The sequence below is a fragment of the Nocardia sp. CA-290969 genome (assembly GCF_050936135.1).
GTDB lineage: Bacteria > Actinomycetota > Actinomycetes > Mycobacteriales > Mycobacteriaceae > Nocardia.
The window spans coordinates 5,380,068-5,399,931 of the sequence record NZ_JBNJNJ010000001.1; the positions used below are offsets into that span (position 1 = coordinate 5,380,068).

Genomic DNA, 19,864 nt, shown 5'->3' on the forward strand with positions numbered 1-19,864 from the left:
ATGCGGGAATTGAGATCGCGATGGATCTGATCGCCATCGAGGGCCGGGTGGCCACCGACCGGATCGCGGCCCGGGACCGCACGCCGGAAACCGAATTACGGCTGGCCACCAGTCTGTCCGAACTCGCTGCCGCCTATCTGGCCACGCAAACGGATGGTTCGATACGCAACCGGGTGGCCGGGGCGCTGGAGCCGGCGCAGGAAGCAGTGATGATCCGGCTGCGCTGGTTCACCGCCGGCCGGGTGTCCGCGGAGTTCGCCAACGAGGTGCAGGACACGCTGCGCTTGCTCGAGCAGGCGGCCCGGGCGATCGGGCACCGGGAACTGGCCACCGCGACCATCCGCGACGCCTGCAACGCCTATACGCAGGTAGCGCATGACCACCCGAACGCGGCGGGTGCCTGCGCGGACAGCCTGTCGAAATGCGGTGTGTGGCTGTGCCGGCTGGATCCGGGCGCGGCCGTCGTCGCGACCGACGAGGCCGTGCGGATCCGCGCCGGCCTGTTCGCGGCCGATCCGGGCCAGTCCCGGAAATACCTGGCCACCTTGAACACGCTGTTGCGCACCTTGATGGTCGGCCGGCAGCGGAAACAGGCGGTCGCCATGTACCGCGAACGCTATACCGCGCTCACCACCCCGGCCATGGCCGCGCAACTGCGCGCACTGAAAATCGAAGAGATCGGTTTCACCGGCAAAACCCAGGCCGCGCTGCGCAAACTCGAATGCCGCACGCTGGAACGGGCCGGATACCTGACGCAGCAGCAGATCCTCTATCAAAGCGCCGGTGACCTGGCGACGATCGAGGAGATCAACTGGAATCTGGCGCTGGTCGGGTTGAAACCGCTGGTGGCGGGGGCGATGCCGGATCAGCCGGCCAGACCGGTGGAAATCGGTTCCTCCTTCGGGGCCCTGAGTGTGCTCTGCTCGGCACCCGACGCGCTCGCGCAGGTGCGGGCGGCCATCATCGCCGCCTACACCGCGGCCGGTGCGGAACCGGTGGATATCAACACCGCCTACGGCGTCGACAAAGCGCATTGGGGCACCCGGGATCCGCAGCTGAACGCGACTCCCGAACTCGGTGAGGACATCGTGCTGATCGAGCGCCGCTCGGGTAGCTGGGTCGCTGTGCAGAGCCTGAAATGGGAGCTCACCCCGATCGCGAAGAATCCGCTGGCGCTGCATCTTTCGCGGCACTGGCCGGTACTGAGTGTGACCAGCACGGAGAACCTGGCCTACGAACTGTGCTGGTACGAGCAGGGTGCGGCCACCCAGTACGCCGCGCTGGGCCGGCCCGCGGAACCGGTTGCGCTGGATACGCCGCTGGCACCGCTGGATTTCGGCAAGCTCGCCGATTACGGCGCGGATTACGCCTCGGAGACCCAGATCCGCTCGGCGTTCGGTAACGCGACCATGTTCGCGAAGCTCACCGAACTGCCCGCCAGCGGTATCCGCCAGGCCGCCGAGGCCCGCCCGCTGGCGGGTTACGGCGATCAGGTGCTGTGCTTCCGCGGGCCCGGCGGGAAACGAACGGGCGGTTCCCGCAGCCCCGCCTGACCTGCTGTTATCGCGATCACCCCGATACCCTAACGACCGCTTGGTGAGACTCGTCTCGGTTGCCGGACGGTGCTTTCGCTATGGTTTGGGCGAAAGCTTATGCATTGCCGGGCAACGGCAATGCCGGGAACATTAGGGTGATATGCGCCGATCACCATGGTGTCGTCTGCGCATGCCCTGGAACGGGTTGATCTATCGTGGTTGTTCGGCGGCAAATGTCCGAATCAATGGTTCGGGCAGTTCGTTCCGGTAGGAACGTCACTCGCGGCCGGATCGGTATCCGGACCCGGTTGCTGTCGATTCTGCTGATCACCAACATCACCCTGCTGGTCATCGGCGTCGGTGCCGCCGGATACCTGGTGAAGAACAGTGTCGCGGCCACGATCTGGGCGAACCTGATCAGCGAGACCACCACGCCGGTGATCGCGATGGTGCAGACCTTCGAGGAGGAGCGCCGCCTTTCCATGCTCTACCTGGAAGGCGATCCCACAGCTGCCGTCGCGCTGGTGGATGCCCGGAAACGGTCCGATGACGCCCTGGCGGCGACCATCGCCCAGGGTGAACAAGCCCAGCGGCTCGATCCCGGCGGCTCGGCCGCCGAACTCGAAACGTTCCGCCCGCTCTACAACCGTGTCCCCGGCGTGCGCGCCACGATCGATGCGCGCGCGGTGCCGAGCGCGGACGCGTTCGGCTTCTACAACACGGTGATCGACACCATTTTCCGGGCCTCGCTCATCGCCGCCCGGGTCGCGCCCGACGCCGGCCTGGGTATCGCGCTCGGTTACGGCGTCGAACCGTTGCGCGCCGCGGAGGCCCTGTCCCGCGCGGATACGCTCGGTATCGTGGCCCTGTCCCGCGGCACGATCACACCCGCGCAGCTGCTCGAATTCCACCGGTACACCGGCGAGTTCCGCGCGCAGGTCGCGTATTCCGGGTCGGTGCTGGGGGGGCCGCGCCTGGATCAGCTCCGCGCCCTCACCGATTCGCCGGACTATCGACAGGTCGTCGCCATGCAGGATGCCCTGCTGCTGCGCGGCCCGGTACCGGATCCGGAGGCCACGGACGACGGTACCGGACTGTCCGGCGATACCGAAACCACCGCCCTGCCGATGAGTGTGCCGGCCTGGCAGGAAACCTCCGGCCGGCTCACCTCCGCCCTGCTGAAACTGTGGGAGGACCAGAGCCGCGACGCCCACGCCGTCGCCCGCGCGGAGAACACGGATACGGCGGGATTGTCGGTGGCCGGCGGAATCGTGATCCTGGTCGCCACCTTCGTGGCCTTCCTGGGTGCGCTGTTCGTCGCCAACCGGTTCATCGCGCGTATGCGCCGTCTGCGCGCCGATACATTGGAACTCGCCGATCACCGGCTGCCCGATCTCATGCGGCGCCTCGACAGCGGCGAGGAGATCGACACCGCCGCCGAAGTGGCCCGTCTGGACTTCGGTACCGACGAACTCGGCGAAGTGGCCGATGCGTTCAACCGCGCCCAGGTCGCCGCGGTCTCGGCGGCCGTGGCCGAATCCCGCACCCGGGCCGGTTTCCGCACGGTCTTCCTCAATATCGCCCACCGCAACCAGGTCGCCGTACATCGCCAGCTGGCGCTGCTCGATCAGGCCGAACGCCGCGAGGAGAACGCCGACCAGCTCGAACTCCTCTTCGAACTCGACCATCTCGCCACCCGTGCCCGCCGCCACGCCGAAAACCTCATCGTGCTCGGCGGTGAACAGCCGGGCCGGATCTGGAACAAACCGATCCCGCTGTGGGATCTGATCCGCGGCGCGGCGGCGGAAACCGTCGACTACACCCGGATCCACACCGGGAACGTGCCCGATGTGCTGATCGCCGGACACGCCACGGCCGACCTGATCCACCTGCTGGCCGAACTCATGGACAACGCCACCGCGTTCTCCCCGCCGAAATCCCGGGTCGAGGTCTCGGCGGCCGTCGTGGGCCGCGGGGTCGCGGTGGAGGTGTCCGATCAGGGCCTCGGCATGTCGGCCGAGGAAATCGTGGCCGCCAACCAACTGCTGGCCGAACCCCCGGATTTCGGCGTCACGGCGCTGTCCGGCGAGATCCGCCTCGGGCTGTTCGTGGTGGCCACCCTCGCGGCCCGGCACGGGGCGTCGGTGCGGTTGTCGGATTCCGTATACGGCGGGGTCAAGGCGGTCGTCGTGATCCCGACCGAGCTGACCGAGGATCGCAGCGCGCCCCCCACCGGAAAGCCTGCGGCTACCACGGTCAACGGGGCCGGGTCGAACGGTGCCGTGGACACTGCCGAGCGCGCTACGGTGGATTCCACCGGATCGGCTCCGCAGGCGGCCGAAAACCCCGTGCCACAACCCACCCCCGGCACCCGTCCCCCGCTGCCGCGGCGACGCCGCCAGACCGCCGACGCGGATACCGGTGCGACCACGACCGTCGCGGCACCCAGCTCGCGCAGCCCCGAGGAGGCGCGCAATGTCATGGCCGCCATCGAAGACGGCACCCGATCGGGACGCCGCCCGCTGCCCGAATCGGCCGAATCCGACAGAACTCGACAGGAAGGCGACGATGACCGCGATACCGCGCACTGATACGAGCCGGCTGCCGGAGGAACTGGTGCGGTTCGGCACCCATCCGGCGGTCGGTACCCGCCGCACCCCGAACGGCGAGCGACTGCCATGAGCGGACCACAGAACACCCCGGACGAGGAGGACGCCGGCCCGGTTGTACGTCTCTACGCGCTGACCCGCGGCCGCGGCCGCAGCGAGCGTGCGGAACTCACCCTGGACACCATGGTGATCGATGCGGGCACCGGACTCGCCCTGCGGCGCAGCGAACCCGAGTACGCCGAAATAGTCCGGTTGTGCCGGGTCCCGCAGTCGGTGGCCGAAGTATCGGCACAGCTCGGAGTTCCCCTCGCCCTCACCAAGGTACTGATCGGGGACCTGATCGACGACGGCCGGTTGAGCGTGCGCGCACCGGTCGAAACCCCCGACGACGCCGCCGGGCTCGACCTGCTGCGGACGATCGCGAACAGCCTGCGCGGCGGCTGATCCCGGCCGCGACGGCCGGATCACCGAGCCGAACCCCGGCTGTTCGCCGCGCCCATCACCGGCGCGGCCCGCGGCCCACTAGCCTCCGGCCGGACCGGAGCACCATACGAACTTCCTGTGAACGTCTCGTTCGCATGCCCTCTCCCACGGGAAGCCGCCCGATCCGTTCGCTAGAGTCTGGGACAGATAAGGCGCATTGCGAGGAAAACAATGGTAAAAATTGCAATGCCGGGATGGTTGGGATGATGGGCCGACCGATGGCCGGACTGCCCATCACCCTGGAATGAGTGGGTCTACGTTGGTATTTCGGCTACCTCGCGCCGGACGTTTCCTGCGACAGTCGCGTTCCGGCGCGAATCGCACCCGCGGCAGGGTCGGTATCCGCACCCGATTGCTCGCGATCGTGCTCCTCACCAGCATTCTGTTGCTGGCCGGTGGTATCGGCACCACCGCCTATCTGGTGCAGTCCGGCCGGAAGGCGACGAACTGGGCCGATCTGGCCAGTAGCACCACCGCGCCCGCGATCCTGATGGTGCAGGCATTCAAAGAAGAGCGGCGGCTTTCGTTGCTGCTGCTGGCAGGCGATACCAGAGTCGCCCCGGCCCTGGTGGCGGCCCGTGCACAGTCCGATATCGCCCTGGCGGAGATCGTCGCCAAGGGCGATGCGGTCAAGGAGCTCGACCCCGCCGCCGCCGAGGCCGCTGTCGCCGGCTACCAGCAGCTGTTCGCCCAGGTTCCGGTCACCCGCGCCGCGGTCGACGCGAAAGCGATACCCGGCCCGGAAGCGTTCGGCTTCTACAGCATGGTGATCGACACCATCGTCGGGGCGTCCATGGTGGCCGCCCGGGCGGCGCCCAACGCGGGCGTGGCGATCGAGCTGGGCTACGGTGTCGATCCGCTGCGCGCCGCCGAGGCGCTGTCCAAAGCGGACACCCTGGGCGCGGCGGCGCTGACCCTGAACAACCTGTCCGCGCCGCAGCTCGTCGAGTTCAACCGATACGTCGGCGAATTCCGGGGCGAGATAGCGTATGCCGGCACCGTCCTCAAAGGCGAGTATCTGGCCCGGCTGCAGGCGATCATCGACTCCCCGGCCTATAAACAGGTGATCGCCATGCAGGACGCGATCATGACCGGCGGCGTCCGGTCGTCCACCGACCAGGAGGAAGACTCCGGCGCGGAATCGGAATCCGGCGACACCGCCGCCGCGCTGCCGCTGGACGTCGCCACCTGGCAACAGATGTCCGGCGAAGTGATCGCGGGTCTACTGCAACTCTGGGAGGACCAGAGCAACAACGCCCATGTCACGGCTCGTGCCCAGGGTGACGATACGGCCACCCGGTCGGTGCTGGGCGGTATCGCCGTCCTGGTGCTCACCGGGCTCGCCTTCCTCGCCGCGCTGCTGATGGCCAACCGCTTCATCGCCCGGATGCGGCACCTGCGCAACGACACCCTCGACCTGGCCGACAACCGGCTGCCCGATCTCATGCGCCGCCTCGACGACGGCACCGAGGTGGACACCGCCGCCGAAGTCGCGACACTGGATTTCGGCACCGACGAACTCGGCGAGGTCGCCGACGCCTTCAACCGGGCGCAGCTGGCCGCCGTATCCGCCGCGGTCGCCGAGGCCAAGACCCGGGCCGGTTTCAACGCCGTATTCCTCAATATGGCGCACCGCAACCAGGTCGCCGTGCATCGCCAGCTGGCCCTGCTGGACCAGGCCGAACGCCGCGAGGAGAATGCCGACCAGCTCGAATTGCTCTTCCAGCTCGACCATCTCGCCACCCGCGCCCGCCGCCACGCCGAAAACCTCATCGTGCTCGGCGGCGAACAGCCGGGCCGGCGCTGGCGCAAACCGGTTTCGCTGTGGGACGTGATCCGGGCCGCGTCCGCGGAAAGCCTGGACTACACCCGGATCCACACCGGACGGGTGCCGGATATGCGGATCGTCGGCAAAACCGCGGCCGATCTCATCCATCTGCTCGCCGAACTGATGGACAACGCGACAGCGTTCTCCCCGCCGGACTCCCGGGTCGAGGTATCGGCGACCGTGGTCGGGCGCGGGGTGGCGATCGATGTCACCGACCAAGGCCTCGGGATGTCCGAGGAGGAGATCGAGGAACGGAACCGGATACTCGCCGAACCACCGGATTTCGGTGTCACGGCACTGACCGGCGATACCCGGCTGGGGCTGTTCGTGGTCGCCACCCTGGCGGCCCGGCAGGGGATTTCGGTGCGGCTGACCGAATCGGCGTACGGCGGGATCAAGGCGATCGTCCGCATCCCGACCCAGCTCACCGAACCCGGCGGTCCCCCGCCGCTGGAACCCGCCCCGGTGGTGGAGCCGGTCCTGGCGGGCACGGCACCGGCGGTGCCCGCGGCACCCACCTCGCCCGCCGCGCCCCTCACCTTCCGCACCTCACCGTCGACCACCTTCGCGACCGCACCGGTGCACGAGGATCCCTACGATTCGCCGACCCTGCGCTCGGACGCCTACCCCGCTGTCGATCCCGGCAACGGCTATCACGACCGGCACGCGGAACCCGATCATTACGCCGCGGCGTCCGGTCGTCCGCCGCTGCCGCGCCGGCACCGCAAGGCCGTCGATCCCACGACCCAGGAGGAGGTCCAGGAAACCGACGTGGTCCGTCCCCGGACCCCGGAACAGGCCCGCAACCGGATGTCGGCGATCTCCCGCGGTAGCCGTTCGGGCCGCCGCGCACCGTACTCCGACCCCACCGCTCCAGAACGCTCTAGACGAGAAGGCGAACGATGACCAACCCCAATCGCACCGATCTCAGCTGGCTTCTCGAGGAATTGGTCCGCGGTCTCCCCGACGCCGATTCCGCGGTGCTGCTGTCCACCGACGGCCTGCTGATGGGACATTCTTCCGGACTCACCCGCGACGACGCCGAACGCTTCGCGGCCATGGCCTCGGCCTTCCACAGCCTCGCCCGCAGCGCGGGAAGCCATTTCAAAGCGGGCGGTGTCTGCCAGACCGTGGTCGAACTCGACCGGGCGGTCCTGTTCGTCACCGCGGCCGGTGGTAACGCCTGCCTCTCGCTGCTGGCCGCCGACTCCGCGGATCTGGGCATGGTGGCCTACGAGATGAACCGCACCGTGCAGCAGGTGGGCGCGCATCTCGGTGTCGACTCCCGCGCCCAGCAGCGGCCGGACGACCGGGGCCGGCCGGGCTCCCACGACCGGCCCGCCGTGCATGCGCACACCCATCCGGGCGCGCACGCCCGTAACTATCCGAACGGCATCCGCTAGCCGTGTACGAGCGCGAGGACCACTGGGACGAGGACGACGACGGTCCCATTGTGCGCCTCTACGCTGTGACGCGCGGGCGAGGTCGCACGTCACAGCGCCGGGAACTCACCCTGGATACGCGGGTGGTGGACCGGGGCGCCGGGCTGGCGCCGCAGCGCACCGAACCCGAGTACGTCGATATCATCCGCCTGTGCCGGACCGCCCAGTCGGTGGCGGAGATTTCGGCACAGCTACGGCTCCCGCTGGCGCTGGCGAAGGTACTCGTCGGGGATCTCATCGACGACGGCCGGCTGGAGGTGCGGCCGCCGTTCGAGACCACGATAGATCCGTCCAGGGATATCCATCTGCTGCACAGTATCGCGCGCAGCCTGCGGGAGGTCTGACCATCGGGCCGGACCTCCCGCGCCGGCGGTCAGACCAGCCGCGCGGCGAGCCGCTTCGCGTTCATATGGGCGATCGCCTCGATCGTCACCATCGGGTTCACGCCCGAGGAGGTCGGGAAGCAGGACGCGTCGGCGACGACGATATTTTTCACGTCCCAGGTGGCGCCGTCCGGGTCGGTCGCGGAGTTCTCCGCCGAACCACCCATCCGGGCCGACCCCATGATGTGCAGGGCCCCCATCGTGCACCGTCCCGGTGCGTAGCCGGCGGCCTTGGCGGCGGCCGAGAACTCGTCGAACGAACCGCGGACGCCGGGCTCGTAGGAGACACCCGCCTGATGCCCGGAGAAGATCCGGGTGGCCCCGGCCGCCTCGAGAATCCGGGCCGCGCCTTCGATTCCGGTGTGCAGATGGGCGGCGTCGTAGTCGGAGATCCGGTAGTCCACGGTCGGTTCCCCGGCCTTGTCCACCTTCACCGCACCGGAATCGCGGTCGCGGGTGATGATGCCGACGGCGTTGGTGCGGGCGAAATCCCGCATGACGCGGCGATGATCCTCGGCACCCTGCCAGCTCATGAAACCGGTCGAGGAGCCGGGCGCCAGCGGGCCCGTCTCGTAGATCACGCCGTAACCGTTTCCGTCGAGATCGGCGTGCTGACGGCAGATCCGGGTCTGCAGGCCGCCCTCCCAGGGCCGCACCTCCTCGTCGAACAGACCGAAAACCGCCGCCGCCGGATGCAGCCGCAGGTAGCGGCCGATGTTCTTGTTGCCCAGGCCCGACCGGCGCAGCAGCGCGGGGGTCTGGATCGCACCGGCCGCCACCACCACGGCGCGCGCCCGGACCTCGAACTCGACTCCCGCGGAGGTCCGCACGGTGACCGCCTCGGCGCGCTTGTCGCGCACGGAGATCCGGCGCACGTTCGCGTCCACGATCACGCGCGCGCCGCGGGCGGCGGCATCGGCCAGCCAGGTCTTGGTCACCGACTGTTTGGCCCCTACTCGGCAGCCACTACCGCAGCGGCCGCATTCGACCCCGGCATCGCAGGCATCGGTGACATTGCGGGGCAACGGGTCGACGGGCCAGCCGAGGGCACGTGCGCCGCGCTCCAGGATGTTGTCGCGTGCCGTCGGGATGGACCGCCGCTCGTTCACTCCGAGCCGGCGCAGCACCGCGTCCAGCGATTCGCTGAACTCGGTATCGGCGAACTGCGCGGCGCCCACCCCGGCCCATTCCTCGCGGACCCGGTCGGGGGTGGGCAGCGAAGTACTCCAGTTCACCACCGTCCCGCCGCCGAGGCAGGAGCCCGCCACCAGTGCGAGCTGTCCCTCGGCGGAGGCCAGCGGGCCGGGCGCGTACAGCTGTTTCAAGCCCGCGAGTTCGCCGGCGCCGAAATCCCGGTCGTCGTAGTAACCGCCGCGTTCGAGCACCACCACATCCAGCCCGGCTTCGGCGAGCACCCCGGCGGCGGTCCCGCCACCGGCACCGGAGCCGACGATCACGACATCACAGGTGAGGCTGGTCGGTGCGGTGATCTGCTGCGGCGTGAGCGCGGGCTGCGGCGCCGTCGCCAGCGATCCGGGAATCCCGTCGTAGCCCAGTTGTTTCCAGAGCGGATTGAATCCCGTGGGCCCCGGGGTGACGTTGTACGCCAGCAACGACGCCTGCTTCAGGGCCTGGAACACCGCACGCACGGCACCGATCCGGGACGCCCCGAGCCGCAGCAATGCCTTCTCCCGATCCTGCTGCGACAGTTTCGAATACCGCCGCGGACCCCATCCGGTGAGCAGCCCGGTCACGGGTCCGTCCCACAGGTCCAGCAGCATCGCCAGCTGCTTGGTCTCGGCTTCCCGCGGGTTACGCGCCAGGAGCTCCAGGACGGTGTCCACGGCGCCCAGTTCGGACGCCGAGGGCAGCGTCAGCCCGTCCCCGGGCAGGAAGGTATCGCAGATCATTTCCAGCGCGGCGCGCTGCTTCTCGGTCGGTTGCATGGTTTCCACCCTTCGCTACAGCCGATTTCTACCACGGTGTGCGAATATTCGCTCACTTACAGAGCAACAGCCTGCTATAAAACCGTTATCTGGTCTAGAACAATTGTTCACTTTATGATGCCGGGCACCGCATGTTTCCGGAAGCGCCCACACCGGCGATGCTCGATGATCGAGCTACGGAAGCCGATAAGGAGGCGCAGTGCGGTCACTCGTTCTGGCAGCAGCAGGGCTCTTCTTCACCGGGATGGGTCTGTACGCCCTCGCCGCACCCGCGCGGCTCGTGCGGCCCTTCGGTATCACCGCCGGCACCGTGGCGGGACGTTCCGAGGTGCGGGCGGTATACGGCGGGTTCGGTCTGGCCGTCGCGGGCGCGCTGATCTGGTCGGCGACGACGACCGGCGAACTCGGGCGGGGCGTCGTGCTCGCGGTCGCGGTCGCGCTGGCGGGGATGGCGGCGGGCCGGGTGATTTCGCGGGTGCTGGATGCGCCGGCCGCGTTCTATCCCGTCTGGTTCTACTGCTGGGTCGAGGCGCTCGCCGCGGCCGCGCTGCTCGCGGTGAACTGAACCGGGCCCGCGGGCCGTGCCGTCAGAACAGGGTCATCGGTTCGGTTTCCGCGGGGTCGGGCAGCGGCTCGAGTTCGGGCAGGTGGGTGCGGACCTCGTCGTGGAAACGGCGGGCCAGGCTGCGGGAGGACGCATTGTCCGGAGTGTGCAGGAAGACCGTCGGCGAACGACCCTCCCGTAACCACTCGACCGTCTGCTCGACCCAGGGCCGCCAGCCCGCCACGGTCGGCTCCGCATCGTCGCGACCGTGATACCGCACGATCGGAGCTTCGGTGAGTGCCCGCATCCGCCGCGGCAGCCGCGGTTTCTTCGACTGCGCCTCGTACTCGGCCGAACTCGCGGGACGCGCCGCGAACAGGACGGTCGTATCGAACGGGACCCATTCCGCACCGGCCCGGCCCAGTACCCGCTCGAGCTGGTTCGCGGCGTCCTCACCGGTGAAGAACGCCGGGTGCCGGACCTCCACCGCGACCCGCACCCCCGCCGGCACCTGCCGGAGGAATCCGGCCAGCGCGCCCAGCTCGTTCGGGCCGAATGTCCCCGGCAGCTGCACCCATAGCGCGTGCAGCCGGCTCCCGAGCGGTTCCATGGTGTCCAGGAAATCGTTCAGCTCGGCATCGGCACCCTGCAACCGGCGTTCGTGGGTGACCGTTCTGGGAAGTTTGATCACGAACCGGAAATCCGGATCGGTCTGCCGCGCCCAGGTTTCCACCGTGCGCCGCGCCGGTACGGCGTAGAAGGTGGTGTTCCCTTCCACCGCATCGCACCAGCTCGCATAGCTGCGCAATTTGTCGCCCGTCGCCGGCCACGCGGTATGCGTCCACATGGCGCAGCCCACGGATAAACGCATACCCGGCCGCTCCTCAGCGCTTCAATCCGTGCATCCGCGCGACGACCTTTTCGATCACCGCCGCCGGCAACAGCCGCCGCAGCGGGAATACGATCGGCGCCCGGCTGCCCTTGGCGTACAGCGGTTTCGGTTTCGCCGCGGAGATCGCCCGCAGGATGGTCCGCGCTACCGCTTCCGGACTGGTCCCGGCTCGTTCGTTTCGGTCCAGATGGGTGATCATCGTCTGGAAATCCGCCGCATACACCGAATCCGCAGCGATGTATTTCGTGCGCCGCTCGCCGATTCCGGTCGCGATCGAACCGGGTTCGACCGTGCTGATCCAGACACCGAAGGGCGCTGTCTCCAGTCGTGCCGCGTCCGCGAACCCTTTGATCGCCGCCTTCGTCGCCACATACGAGGACCGGTAGGCCAGCGGGAAACTGGCCAGCATCGACCCGACCATGATGATCCGTCCGTACCCACGCTCCCGCATCCCCGGCAGCACCAGCTGCGTCAGCCGGACCGCGCCGAAAACGTTCAACTGGAAGATACCGGTGAGGGCATCGTGCGGCAGTTCCTCGATCGGCCCCGACTGGCTCTCCCCCGCATTGTTCACCAGCACGTCCACCGGCCCGAGATCGGCGCCGAACCGGTCGATGCCCGCGGGATCGGTGAGATCCAGCGCGCGGTATTCGACCCCCGCCACCCGCGCCGTCGCCGCGATCGAATCCGGGTCGCGGCTGGTCCCGATCACCCGGAAACCCTGTTCGACCAGCAGCGCGGCGGTCGCCCGCCCGATCCCCGACGACGCCCCGGTCACCAGCGCGGTCTTGGTCATACGATCCCTGTCCTCGACGGTCGCGGGCGCACGGCGGCGCCACCGGAACCGCCAATCTAACCGATCGGCGGCCCCGGACGGCCGGTCACCCGTACGTATAACTACCGGTGAGCATGCCCAGCATGTTGAGCCACAGGAGGTACTTCAGGAAGCCGGGCATATCGGTCTCTCTCGATCGTCGTGCCTGTCGTCGGCCGGCGACCGCTCGCGTGGTCACCGCCCGAGTCCGCGCACACTCGTAACTGCGTGCACTACCGGGTAATTCGGCCGTCGATACGAATTCGTTACCCAGCCGGGTAGTGCGGGGGTCTACACGGACGGCCGACGGCCACGATCCGGCTCCGGCCACAGCCGGTACCGCCTTGCCGGCCTGGACGGATCCGGTGGCGCGGGAATATCGCGCACACGGTCGTCGGCAGCGGACCCAGTGCGGCAGGATCGCGGGTATGCAGAGTGAGATCTTCGCCAGTGAGAACATGGCCCAGCCCGCCACCGCCCCCGGGCTGACCTCGCAGAGCGCCAAATCGCTGAAGTACGCCGTGAACGGCGAATGTCTCGCGCGGCAGGGCTCGATGGTCGCCTTCCGGGGGAACCTGCAGTTCGAGAAGAAAGGGCAGGGCGTCGGGAAGTTCCTGCAGCGCGCACTCACCGGAGAGGGCGTACCGCTGATGTCGGTACGCGGTCAGGGCGAAGCCTGGTTCGCGCATTTCGACCGGAACTGTTTCATCGTCGACCTGGTCCCGGGCGATGCACTGACCATCAACGGGCGCAACATCCTGGTTTTCGATTCGAGCCTGCAATACGACATCCGCATGGTGCAGGGGGTCGGGATGGCCGGCGGTGGCCTGTTCAACTGCGTATTCACCGGGCAGGGACGGCTCGGCCTGGTGTGCGCGGGGACGCCGATCATCATTCCGGTGCAATCGCAGGCACCCGTTTTCGTGGATACCGATGCGGTGGTCGGCTGGAGCGCGAATCTGCAGACATCGTTGAACCGATCGCAGTCGTTCGGTTCGATGGTGCGGGGTGGTTCGGGCGAGGCTTACCAGCTCCGTCTCGACGGCGAAGGGTTCGTCATCGTGCAACCCAGTGAGGCGTGAATCGGGCTCGGCACAGATCCTCGAAAAAATCTCGGAAAAAATTCGCCGGCGATGTCGAGAACGTCATGACAGCTCCGTCCCAGGTGTGATCGACCAACCAGGGTCGGACATCCGAAGGGAGAATCCCATGGCCAAGTACCTGCTCCTCAAGCACTACCGCGGCGCCCCGGCGGCGGTCAACGATGTGCCGATGGATCGGTGGACGCCCGCCGAGATCGAGGCGCATATGAAGTACATGCAGGATTTCGCGGACAAGCTCGAGAGCACGGGTGAGTTCGTGGACGGACAGGCGCTCGCCCCGGAGGGCGCGTGGGTCCGCTACGACGGCGAGGGCAAACCGCCCGTCACCGACGGCCCGTTCGCGGAGACCAAGGACCTGATCGCCGGCTGGATGATCATCGACGTGGATTCCTACGACCGCGCGGTCGAACTGGCCGGCGAATTGTCCGCGGCGCCCGGCGCGGGCGGCAAGCCCATCCACGAGTGGCTCGAGGTCCGGCCGTTCCTCACCGCCCCGCCGACCGTCACCGAGTGATGGCCGCCGACGCGCTGGACGAGGGCCGGCTGCGGGATCTCATTCCCGGAGTCCTGGCGGCCCTCGTCCACCGCGGGGCGGATTTCGCGACCGCCGAGGACGCCGTGCAGGAGGCCCTGCTGCGGGCCGTCGATACCTGGCCGGACCGCCGCCCCGACGACCCCAAGGGCTGGCTGATCACCACCGCGTGGCGCTGCTTCCTCGACCTCGCCCGCTCCGAGACCGCGCGGCGCAACCGCGAGCTGCGGTTCGCCGATGAACCCGCGCCGGAACCGGTCGCCTCGGTGGACGAAACGCTGCGGCTCTACTTTCTCTGCGCCCACCCGAGTCTCACCTCCGCCTCGGCCGTCGCCCTGACCTTGCGCGCGGTCGGCGGCCTCACCACCCGCCAGATCGCGCAGGCCTATCTCGTACCCGAAGCCACCATGGCCCAGCGGATCAGCCGGGCCAAACGCACAGTGAGCGCGGTCCGGCTGGATACCCCCGGCGATCTGCACACCGTGCTGCGGGTGCTGTACCTGGTGTTCAACGAGGGCTACAGCGGCGATATCGACCTCGCCGCGGAGGCGATCCGGCTGGCCCGGCAACTCGCCGCGACCACCGGCGATCCGGAGGTCGCGGGGCTGCTCGCGCTGTTCCTGCTGCACCACGCCCGGCGTCCGGCCCGCACCCGCCCGGACGGCAGCCTGGTGCCGCTGGCCGAGCAGAACCGCGAACTGTGGCGCCGCGACCTGATCGCCGAGGGCGTGGTCATCCTGCAGGCGGCGCTGGCCCGGGACCGGCTCGGCGAATACCAGGCCCAGGCCGCGATCGCGGCGCTGCACGCGGACGCGCAGACCGCCGGGGAAACCGACTGGGTTCAGATCGTCGAATGGTACGACGAACTGGTCGCGATCACGGACAGCCCGATCGCCCGGCTCAACCGGGCCGTCGCGGTCGGCGAGGCGGACGGGCCGCAGGCGGGCCTGGCCGTGCTGGCCGAACTCGACCCGAAACTCCCGCGCTACACCGCATCCGCCGCCTACCTCCACGAAAAGGCCGGTGACATCACCACGGCGGCGCGGCTCTATGTGGAAGCCGCGGCGCAGGCCCAGAACCTCGCCGAACGCAATCACCTCACACTCCGCGCCGCCACCCTCCGGCAAGGACCCACCAGGGAGGCCGGCGACGCGCCGTGAGTAGTGCGGCAAACCGCAGCGGTAGCGCCACCTCGCTGCACAGACGAGCACAAGCCCCGGGGCACGCCGCCGCAACAGCTCACGTGGAGGCGGCGGCAGTTGACGCGCGCCGGCCCCGTCCGCCGGTCGACCCCTGACGTCCGGCGCACGGCCGTCCGCCGCCGCTCACGCGGCCGTGGTCACCGGGGCAGGCCGCGCGTGCTTCCCGTCCACGAGCGGACCACCGGATATGACGGTTTCCGGCCGGCCGGTCACAGCAGCGGGCTGATGACGGCATCGACGAGGTCGTCCGCTGCAGGGCCGGCGCGCCCGCCGGTGTAGTAGTCCAGGAACGCTTCGTGGAAGCATGCCCCGATCAGCAGGGCGGCGGCTGCGTCCGGGTCGGCACCGGTGGCGAGGCGGCCAAGGGCTTGTTCGGCGCGTAGGTAGGTCGCGAATCCGGCGACCGCCTTGTCGGGGCCGGCACCGAGTTCGTCCATCGCGACCCGGTGCGCCGCCATGCGCTGCGGGTCGGCCAGCAGCGCGCCCAGCATGGGGATCGTCTGCCGGTAGAAGTCGAGCGCCGCCTGTGCGAGCCGGGCCAGGTTGTCCCGGATCTCGCCGGCCCCCGGGCGGATATCGAGCCGCGACAGCCCCGGCACCCGCTCCCGCAGCACCGCGAGCAGCAGCCGTTCCTTATCGCCGAAGTACTTGTAGAGCGTGGGCTCCGAAACGCCGGTGGCCTGGGCGATCTCCTTGGTGGTGGCGTGCACGACGCCACGGGTGCGAAGGATGTCCGCTGCGGCGTCCAGGATCCGTTCCCGGGTGCTCAACCTGCTCTCCTTCCGCCGCGCTTGACAGGTTAGTAAACACTAGCCCATGCTGGTGGCTAGTGTTCACTAACCAAGCTTCACCTGGAGGTTTCACCATGTGGATAAACGACTTCGGCGCGGCCATCGGCCATTCCGCCACCGCGAGGTCCTGATATGCGGATCAGCAAGAAAATGATCATCACCGCGGCGTCCGTGGCGCTGGCCGCGGTCCTCGCCGCGGGCGCGACGGTCGGCTACCTCACGTTCGTTCGATCGCCGGTCGACACACCCGCCCAGGCCTGCCGAGAAGGCGCACCGGCCGACGGCCCCGTTGCGGTAGCGGCAGGCGCCAGTATGACCCGGGGCACGCTCGGCGCGGACTGGGTCGGCGCCCTGCGGACCCGGCCGGATTTCGCCGGCCACCGGTTCGTCAACGCCGGCATCAACGGCAACACCAGCGGAGATCTACGCGAACGGGCCGGTACCGATATCGTCGCCTGCCATCCGGACGCAGTACTGATCCTCGTCGGCACCAACGACGTCCGCGACGGCGTCCCCGTGGAGACCTATCGCGCGAACCTCACCGCGATTGTCGAGCGCCTCACCACCGAGACCACCGCGCGGGTCGCGCTGATCTCCGTACCGCCGCTGGGTGAGGATCTCGGCGCCGGTATCAATCAGCGCCTGGCCGAGTACAACCGGGCCGTCACCGAGGTCGCCGCGCACGCGGGTGCCGGCTATCTCCCCTTCCACGAACGGATCGCCGACCAGCTCCGGCAGCGCGAGAATCCCGAGACCACCTACGAATTCGGGTTCGGGCTCGCCTTCCGGGCGGCGGCCCGGCACCACCTGCTGCGGCAGAGCTGGGATCGCGTGGCACACAGCCACGGGCTCGAATTCTTCGTCGACCACATCCATCTCAGCGATCGCGGCGGCGCGATCCTCACCGATCTCACGGCCGAATGGCTGCGGTCCGCCGTCCCCGGTACCGCGGCAGGCCGCTAGCCGGCGCGACGTGCCTGTTTCGCGGCATCGTAGGCCTGTCGCGACCGCTCGACCGCACCGAGATTGCCCGACCATTCGGCAAGAGCGGCGAACAGCGGGGCCAGGCTGCTGCCCAGCTCGCTGATCTCGTAGACGACGCGGGGTGGGACCTCCGGATAGTAGGTGCGGGTGATCAATCCGTCGCGTTCGAGCTGCCGGAGCCGTTCCGTCAAGACCTTCGGGGAGATCGTGGTGATCAGGCGCTGGAGTTCGACGAAACGCTGCGGGCCGCGGTAGTGCAGCACCCAGAGGATCGGCGTGGTCCAGCGGCTGAACACCACGTCGACCACGGGCGCGATGGGGCAGGCGTTCTCCGGCGCCACGTCTGCGCGCGGTTCCCACGCTGTGTCTTCGGTCACAATAGGGGTCTACCTCCATTACTTTCCTCTAGGTACCTACTGTCTTTCAGATAGTAGCTTCGGGTCACCGAAATCGAAAGGAACGAACATGATCGTGGTGACCGGAGCGACGGGCAATATCGGACAGCCGCTGGTGCAGACGCTGGCCGCGGCGGGCGCGCAGGTCCGCGCCGTTTCGCGCACAGTGCGGGCGACGGACCTCCCGGCCGGCGTAGAACACCGGCAGGCCGACCTCCTGGATACGAACCGCCTGGCCGTGGCCGTCGAAGGCGCGCACACGGTATTCCTCCTGACGTCCGGCGAATACCTCGGCGCCGGAGGCGTTCTCGCCGAGGTGGTGCAGGTGGTCCGCGAGGCGGGTGCGCAACGCGTGGTGCTGGTGTCCTCGCAGGGCGTGGGCACCGGCAATCACCCCTCCGACGCCGAGGACGCGGTCGAGAAGTCGGGGATCGCGTGGACGATCCTGCGACCGGGCAACTTCGCCTCCAACGCCCTGCAATGGGCGGAATCGGTGCGCACCGAACGGGCCATCGCGGCGCCGTTCGCCGATGTAGCGCTGCCCGTGATCGACCCCGCCGATATCGCCGCGGTGGCCGCCGCGGCGCTGCTCGACGACAGGCACGACGGCAAAACCTACGAGCTGACGGGCCCCGAACCGGTGTCGCCCCGCCAGCAGGCCGCCGCGCTCGGCACGGTACTGGGCGAACCGGTGCGGTTCACGGAACTGTCCCGCGCCCAGGCGCACGCGCGGATGACGCAGTTCATGCCCGAGCCGGTGGTGGAATCCACGCTCGATATGCTCGGCAACCCGGTGCCGACCCTACAGCAGGTCAGCCCGGACGTCGAGCAGATCGTCGGCCGGCCGCCGCACACCTTCGCCGAATGGGCGGCACGCCATGCGGCGGCCTTCAAGTAGGCACAACGGTCCCGCCCGGCCGTGACGTCGGCCGGCGGCGACGGTCCAATGCGGCGCGGGGCGGGTGCGGTGCTGCGCGCTGAGGGGTGGCGCCGGGTTGGAGTGGCGCGGGCCGGGTGGCGCGGGGCGGGGTGGCGCGGGGCGGGCAGGTGGATCGCAGTCATCATCGTTTGCCTCACGCAATCGGTGGTAAGGCCTCAGTCGAGCGATCGGAACGGCCGGATCCCGGGTACCCCGCACAGCACGATTGCGGGTTCTCGGCGTCCGGGCACTCCGGGCCGGACGGCGGCAGGCAGGAGGAACTCAGGGTGCAACTCGACCCGAACATCGTGCTGCGGCCCGGCCAGCCGGCCCCGGTACGCGGCACCTACGAATGCGACACCGGCTGCGGCCACACGTATGACGCCGACATCGCCGGCCGCGCCCTTCCGGAACTGCCGTTCGGTTGCCGGGGTGACGGGTGGCGCCTGCCGGCGGCGGCGAGCCAGAGTTGATTCCGAGCCCGGGGAGGCAGCGTGTTCGTCGACGAAGATGTGCGGATTCCACTCGCGGCGGTGGAGCTCGAGGCGCGGCTGTGCCTACCCACCCGCGACTGCGGAATCGTGCTTTTCGCGCACGGCAGCGGTAGCGGCCGGCACAGTCCACGTAACCGGTACGTGGCCGAGGTACTCCAGCGGTCCGGCCTGGGCACGGTACTGCTCGATCTGCTCACCGCCGAGGAAGAGCGACACGACCAGCAGACCCGGGAACTCCGCTTCGATATCCCGCTGCTGGCCGCGCGGCTCGCGGGCACCGTGGACTGGCTGTCCGACCGGCCGGACACCTCCGGAAACCCGATCGGCCTGTTCGGTGCCAGCACCGGCGCCGCGGCCGCCTTGCGCACCGCCGCGCAACGCCCCGCGGCGGTGCATGCCGTCGTCTCCCGCGGCGGCCGGCCCGATCTCGCCGGCGACGCGCTCGGCCGGGTCCGGGTGCCGACCCTGCTGATCGTCGGCGGCCGCGACGAGACGGTGCTCGACCTCAACCGCCAGGCCCGGGAGCGGATGACCGTCGGCCCCCGGCTGAAGATCGTGCCGGGCGCTACTCATCTGTTCGAAGAACCCGGAGCGCTCGACCAGGTCGCCGGCCTCGCGGCCGACTGGTTCCGCGGCAACCTCGGCACCGCGCCCGCGCCGAGTCCGCCGTCCTGATTCCCGTCAGGCGCCGAGTGACCCGATCTCGCTGTCGAGCAGGGCGGCCTGCGTGGTCAGCACCGCTTCCTCCGGATGCTCCCCCACCCGGGCGACCAGGTCGGCCCGGGTGACCACGACCAAACCGTCGCCGTCGTCCGGGGCAGCGCCGCGTATCCGCAGCCGGCCCTCGGACAGTTCCAGGCAGCTGTCCGGTGCCGACCCGAGCAGCCGCCGCAGTTGTGCGGCATCGACCTGTGTTCGTGACTGCCGCTCGTCACCGTGCTCCGGAGCATTGTCGATATCCATGCGCC

General features: G+C 69.1%; 20 protein-coding genes. 14 read left to right on the forward strand and 6 right to left on the reverse strand.

Going from position 1 to position 19,864, the window contains the following annotated elements; genetic code table 11:
* The first annotated feature begins 20 nt into the window (after window positions 1-20).
* The 6 genes from ACQEVO_RS24665 (at window position 21) to ACQEVO_RS24690 (ending at window position 8,241) form a co-directional block, all read left to right on the forward strand.
* Complete coding sequence (locus ACQEVO_RS24665; RefSeq protein WP_432917516.1) at window positions 21-1,553, forward strand: hypothetical protein; 1,533 nt, start codon at window positions 21-23, stop codon at window positions 1,551-1,553.
* A gap of 227 nt (window positions 1,554-1,780) precedes the next feature.
* Window positions 1,781-4,126, forward strand: a complete 2,346-nt coding sequence (locus ACQEVO_RS24670; RefSeq protein ID WP_432917519.1) for a nitrate- and nitrite sensing domain-containing protein — start codon at window positions 1,781-1,783, stop codon at window positions 4,124-4,126.
* Between the two features lie 87 nt (window positions 4,127-4,213).
* Window positions 4,214-4,588: a DUF742 domain-containing protein gene (locus ACQEVO_RS24675; protein WP_432917522.1), complete on the forward strand. Its 375-nt coding sequence runs from the start codon at window positions 4,214-4,216 to the stop codon at window positions 4,586-4,588.
* Between the two features lie 391 nt (window positions 4,589-4,979).
* Window positions 4,980-7,361 (forward strand): sensor histidine kinase, encoded by a 2,382-nt coding sequence (locus ACQEVO_RS24680; protein WP_432917525.1) that lies wholly within the window; start codon window positions 4,980-4,982, stop codon window positions 7,359-7,361.
* Window positions 7,358-7,858, forward strand: coding sequence for a roadblock/LC7 domain-containing protein (locus ACQEVO_RS24685; RefSeq protein ID WP_432917528.1), 501 nt, complete (start codon window positions 7,358-7,360; stop codon window positions 7,856-7,858). The genes ACQEVO_RS24680 and ACQEVO_RS24685 overlap by 4 nt, the downstream gene beginning before the upstream one ends.
* 2 nt (window positions 7,859-7,860) lie before the next feature.
* Window positions 7,861-8,241, forward strand: a complete 381-nt coding sequence (locus ACQEVO_RS24690) for a DUF742 domain-containing protein (RefSeq protein WP_432917531.1) — start codon at window positions 7,861-7,863, stop codon at window positions 8,239-8,241.
* 29 nt (window positions 8,242-8,270) lie between these two features.
* Here the strand turns inward: ACQEVO_RS24690 and ACQEVO_RS24695 are convergent, their stop codons facing one another.
* Complete coding sequence (locus tag ACQEVO_RS24695) at window positions 8,271-10,226, reverse strand: GMC family oxidoreductase N-terminal domain-containing protein (protein ID WP_432917535.1); 1,956 nt, start codon at window positions 10,224-10,226, stop codon at window positions 8,271-8,273.
* Window positions 10,227-10,425: 199 nt separating this feature from the next.
* Here ACQEVO_RS24695 and ACQEVO_RS24700 point away from each other — a divergent pair, with 199 nt between their 5' ends.
* A complete protein-coding gene (locus tag ACQEVO_RS24700) occupies window positions 10,426-10,791 on the forward strand; it encodes a DUF4345 family protein (protein WP_432917537.1) in 366 nt (121 codons plus the stop codon).
* Between the two features lie 22 nt (window positions 10,792-10,813).
* Here the strand turns inward: ACQEVO_RS24700 and ACQEVO_RS24705 are convergent, their stop codons facing one another.
* Window positions 10,814-11,641, reverse strand: a complete 828-nt coding sequence (locus tag ACQEVO_RS24705) for a DUF72 domain-containing protein (protein ID WP_432917540.1) — start codon at window positions 11,639-11,641, stop codon at window positions 10,814-10,816.
* A gap of 13 nt (window positions 11,642-11,654) precedes the next feature.
* Window positions 11,655-12,458: an SDR family oxidoreductase gene (locus ACQEVO_RS24710; RefSeq protein ID WP_432917541.1), complete on the reverse strand. Its 804-nt coding sequence runs from the start codon at window positions 12,456-12,458 to the stop codon at window positions 11,655-11,657.
* Between the two features lie 446 nt (window positions 12,459-12,904).
* Here ACQEVO_RS24710 and ACQEVO_RS24715 point away from each other — a divergent pair, with 446 nt between their 5' ends.
* The 3 genes from ACQEVO_RS24715 to ACQEVO_RS24725 all read left to right on the forward strand — a co-directional run bounded on the left by ACQEVO_RS24715 (window position 12,905) and on the right by ACQEVO_RS24725 (window position 15,271).
* Window positions 12,905-13,558, forward strand: coding sequence for an AIM24 family protein (locus ACQEVO_RS24715; protein WP_432917544.1), 654 nt, complete (start codon window positions 12,905-12,907; stop codon window positions 13,556-13,558).
* A 127-nt stretch (window positions 13,559-13,685) separates the two neighbouring features.
* Window positions 13,686-14,093 carry a YciI family protein gene (locus ACQEVO_RS24720; protein WP_432917547.1) on the forward strand — a complete coding sequence of 136 codons (408 nt, stop codon included), beginning with the start codon at window positions 13,686-13,688 and terminating at the stop codon, window positions 14,091-14,093.
* Complete coding sequence (locus ACQEVO_RS24725; RefSeq protein WP_432922982.1) at window positions 14,093-15,271, forward strand: RNA polymerase sigma factor; 1,179 nt, start codon at window positions 14,093-14,095, stop codon at window positions 15,269-15,271. The genes ACQEVO_RS24720 and ACQEVO_RS24725 overlap by 1 nt, the downstream gene beginning before the upstream one ends.
* A gap of 251 nt (window positions 15,272-15,522) precedes the next feature.
* Here the strand turns inward: ACQEVO_RS24725 and ACQEVO_RS24730 are convergent, their stop codons facing one another.
* Window positions 15,523-16,083: a TetR/AcrR family transcriptional regulator gene (locus tag ACQEVO_RS24730; protein WP_432917550.1), complete on the reverse strand. Its 561-nt coding sequence runs from the start codon at window positions 16,081-16,083 to the stop codon at window positions 15,523-15,525.
* 153 nt (window positions 16,084-16,236) lie between these two features.
* Here ACQEVO_RS24730 and ACQEVO_RS24735 point away from each other — a divergent pair, with 153 nt between their 5' ends.
* Window positions 16,237-17,067, forward strand: coding sequence for an SGNH/GDSL hydrolase family protein (locus ACQEVO_RS24735; protein ID WP_432917553.1), 831 nt, complete (start codon window positions 16,237-16,239; stop codon window positions 17,065-17,067).
* Here the strand turns inward: ACQEVO_RS24735 and ACQEVO_RS24740 are convergent.
* Entirely contained in the window at window positions 17,064-17,465 is a 402-nt protein-coding gene (locus tag ACQEVO_RS24740) for a winged helix-turn-helix transcriptional regulator (protein WP_432917556.1), read from the reverse strand. The two genes, ACQEVO_RS24735 and ACQEVO_RS24740, sit on opposite strands and share 4 nt — an antisense overlap.
* 88 nt (window positions 17,466-17,553) lie before the next feature.
* Between ACQEVO_RS24740 and ACQEVO_RS24745 the strand changes: the two genes are divergently transcribed.
* From ACQEVO_RS24745 to ACQEVO_RS24755, 3 genes are all read left to right on the forward strand, one after another.
* Entirely contained in the window at window positions 17,554-18,381 is an 828-nt protein-coding gene (locus tag ACQEVO_RS24745) for an NAD(P)H-binding protein (protein WP_432917559.1), read from the forward strand.
* Window positions 18,382-18,689: 308 nt separating this feature from the next.
* A complete protein-coding gene (locus tag ACQEVO_RS24750) occupies window positions 18,690-18,875 on the forward strand; it encodes a hypothetical protein (protein WP_432917561.1) in 186 nt (61 codons plus the stop codon).
* Between the two features lie 21 nt (window positions 18,876-18,896).
* Window positions 18,897-19,571 carry a dienelactone hydrolase family protein gene (locus ACQEVO_RS24755; protein WP_432917564.1) on the forward strand — a complete coding sequence of 225 codons (675 nt, stop codon included), beginning with the start codon at window positions 18,897-18,899 and terminating at the stop codon, window positions 19,569-19,571.
* Window positions 19,572-19,577: 6 nt separating this feature from the next.
* On the opposite strand, the gene ACQEVO_RS24760 is transcribed toward ACQEVO_RS24755, so the two are convergent.
* Window positions 19,578-19,859, reverse strand: a complete 282-nt coding sequence (locus tag ACQEVO_RS24760; protein ID WP_432917566.1) for a hypothetical protein — start codon at window positions 19,857-19,859, stop codon at window positions 19,578-19,580.
* Window positions 19,860-19,864: the final 5 nt, after the last annotated feature.

Excerpts from the sequence above, each read along its gene's own strand:
- ACQEVO_RS24670 (WP_432917519.1), top strand. The coding sequence starts at position 1,781 with ATGGTTCGGGCAGTTCGTTCCGGTAGGAACGTCACTCGCGGCCGGATC.
- ACQEVO_RS24735 (WP_432917553.1), top strand. The coding sequence starts at position 16,237 with ATGCGGATCAGCAAGAAAATGATCATCACCGCGGCGTCCGTGGCGCTG.
- ACQEVO_RS24675 (WP_432917522.1), top strand. The coding sequence starts at position 4,214 with ATGAGCGGACCACAGAACACCCCGGACGAGGAGGACGCCGGCCCGGTT.
- ACQEVO_RS24695 (WP_432917535.1), bottom strand. The coding sequence starts at position 10,226 with ATGCAACCGACCGAGAAGCAGCGCGCCGCGCTGGAAATGATCTGCGAT.
- ACQEVO_RS24705 (WP_432917540.1), bottom strand. The coding sequence starts at position 11,641 with ATGCGTTTATCCGTGGGCTGCGCCATGTGGACGCATACCGCGTGGCCG.
- ACQEVO_RS24745 (WP_432917559.1), top strand. The coding sequence starts at position 17,554 with ATGATCGTGGTGACCGGAGCGACGGGCAATATCGGACAGCCGCTGGTG.
- ACQEVO_RS24715 (WP_432917544.1), top strand. The coding sequence starts at position 12,905 with ATGCAGAGTGAGATCTTCGCCAGTGAGAACATGGCCCAGCCCGCCACC.
- ACQEVO_RS24685 (WP_432917528.1), top strand. The coding sequence starts at position 7,358 with ATGACCAACCCCAATCGCACCGATCTCAGCTGGCTTCTCGAGGAATTG.
- ACQEVO_RS24665 (WP_432917516.1), top strand. The coding sequence starts at position 21 with ATGGATCTGATCGCCATCGAGGGCCGGGTGGCCACCGACCGGATCGCG.
- ACQEVO_RS24725 (WP_432922982.1), top strand. The coding sequence starts at position 14,093 with ATGGCCGCCGACGCGCTGGACGAGGGCCGGCTGCGGGATCTCATTCCC.
- ACQEVO_RS24720 (WP_432917547.1), top strand. The coding sequence starts at position 13,686 with ATGGCCAAGTACCTGCTCCTCAAGCACTACCGCGGCGCCCCGGCGGCG.
- ACQEVO_RS24710 (WP_432917541.1), bottom strand. The coding sequence starts at position 12,458 with ATGACCAAGACCGCGCTGGTGACCGGGGCGTCGTCGGGGATCGGGCGG.
- ACQEVO_RS24760 (WP_432917566.1), bottom strand. The coding sequence starts at position 19,859 with ATGGATATCGACAATGCTCCGGAGCACGGTGACGAGCGGCAGTCACGA.